The organism is Actinoplanes sp. NPDC051633 (assembly GCF_040681735.1).
Lineage (GTDB): Bacteria > Actinomycetota > Actinomycetes > Mycobacteriales > Micromonosporaceae > Actinoplanes.
In genome coordinates, this window is record NZ_JBFAZH010001359.1 from 1 (window position 1) to 1,895 (window position 1,895).

At 72.2% G+C, this 1,895-nt stretch carries 2 protein-coding genes; both read right to left on the reverse strand.

Going from position 1 to position 1,895, the window contains the following annotated elements; genetic code table 11:
* On the reverse strand, positions 1-1,639 hold a 1,639-nt coding region (locus AB0M20_RS40960), incomplete at its 3' end, for a diguanylate cyclase (RefSeq protein ID WP_364306649.1).
* 68 nt (positions 1,640-1,707) lie between these two features.
* Positions 1,708-1,895 (reverse strand): hypothetical protein (locus tag AB0M20_RS40965; RefSeq protein ID WP_364306651.1); only part of this gene is annotated, 188 nt, incomplete at its 5' end.

Consider the following 1,895-nt stretch of genomic DNA (forward strand, 5'->3'; position numbering starts at 1 on the left):
GCTTCCACCGGACCAGCGCCTCGGCACCCGAGATACGGCCGGTGGTCAGGTCGAAGACCGGCTGGTAGAGCAGGAACAGCTCGTCGCGGACGAGCGCGTTGTGCAGGTCGCTGCCGAGGCGGGCGTGGTTGACGACGTCCTGTCGCATGCGCGGCTCGAAACGCGTCCAGGACGCCTTGCCGGCGGCCTTCGCGGCGTACATCGCGATGTCCGCGTTGCGCAGCACCTCGTCGGCGCTGTCCCCAGGCCCGGCCAGGGCGACGCCGACGCTGGCCTGCACCAGCAGGTCGTGCCGGCCGACGGCGAAGGGTGCGGCGAGGGCCTCCAGCACGCGGGTCGCGGCCCGTTCGGCGTACTCGGCGTCGTCCATGTCGAGAAGCACCGCGAACTCGTCCCCGCCGAGCCGGGCCGGCAGGTCGTGCTCGGCGCGGCTGTAGCGCTGCAGGCGCTGCGCGACCTCGTGCAGCAGCTGGTCGCCGACCGCGTGGCCCATCGAGTCGTTGACCATCTTGAAGTCGTCCACGTCGATCAGCAGCACCGCGGCGGGCAGGTGCGCGGCGAGCCGCTCGGCCAGCGTCCTGCCGAATGCGGTCCGGTTCGCCAGGCCGGTCAGCGGGTCGTGCCGTGCCACCTGTTCCAGCTCGGCCTGCTTGCGGCGGTTCTCCGTCAGCAGCAGCAGGTTCTCCCGCAGCCCGATCAGCTGGCGCAGCACCACCAGCCCGGCGATCACCACCGCCCCGATGATCAACATCCGGTGGCGCCAGGTGAGCTCCTGCGCCGACACCATCAGGACCAGGCCGGCGGTCGCGGCGACGAAGACGAAGGGCAGGAAGTTGAAGGCGCTGCGACTGCGCCCGGCGGGCTCTGGGCGCGGCTCACGCCGCAGAACCAGCATCTGACGGTAGGCGGACAGGCTCATCACCACCGCGCCGACCGGCAGCAGGATCACCACCAGCACCAGGCGCGCGACGCCGTCCGCGGTGATCACCAGCACCGAGCCGGCGGTGGCGAGCAGCGGGCCGGCGGTCAGGATCCGCAGGGCAACCGAGTCGACCGGGCCGGCCGGCGCCACCGCCGCCTTGCCGACCACCACCATCGCGACGAGCCCGCCGACGCCGGTCGCCGCGGCGGCCGCCATGGCGTTGGGCGAGGTGCCCGGCACCGCGAAGTCCATCACCACGTAGAAGAAAACCAGTGCGCCGGCCACCGCGACCGTGATCCCGTCGAGCAGGACCTGCACCCAGTTCAGGGCGGTGCGCCGGCCCAGCGGCAGGTGCAGGAACGCCAGCATCGCCAGCACCATGCCGACCAACACGGGGGCGGCCGTGTACGGGGAGATGCCGGGTTCCTCGCCGAGGCCGGTCGTCACGCCGGCCACGACACCCGCGATCGCCAGGCACACCGACGCCTGGGCCATCCGCTTCCAGAATCCGCGTACCGGCCGCGGGACCACGACCTGCGCCCCGATCCGATGGCAGGCGGCGGCCGCGGCGAGCATGGCGACGGGCGACGCGAGATAGCCGACGAACAGCTTGCCGCCGTCGTCGTGGTTCAGCAACCACAGGATCACCGCGGCCGTGCACGCCAGTGCGGCGGCGAACGGCACGAGGCCACTGACGCGGCCCGGAGGTCGGCTCATCTCGGACTTTCCTGTCGATTTTGGCTGCCTTTCCTCACGTCGGCCCGGAACCTCCGAACCTGAGCACATCACCCCGCCGAGCCGCACGGGTGCGGTCCGGTGAGCCAGGTGGTGCTGCGGGTGCGGGAGTGGATGGTGTGGATGCGCGGCACCCGACGGACGGCAGCATGAAGCGGCGGCCGTCGCCAGGACCGGCGCCGCGTCAGCACACCCCAGATCAGCCCCTGTGGGGGGCGGGTTACACCGCGCGGGCCAC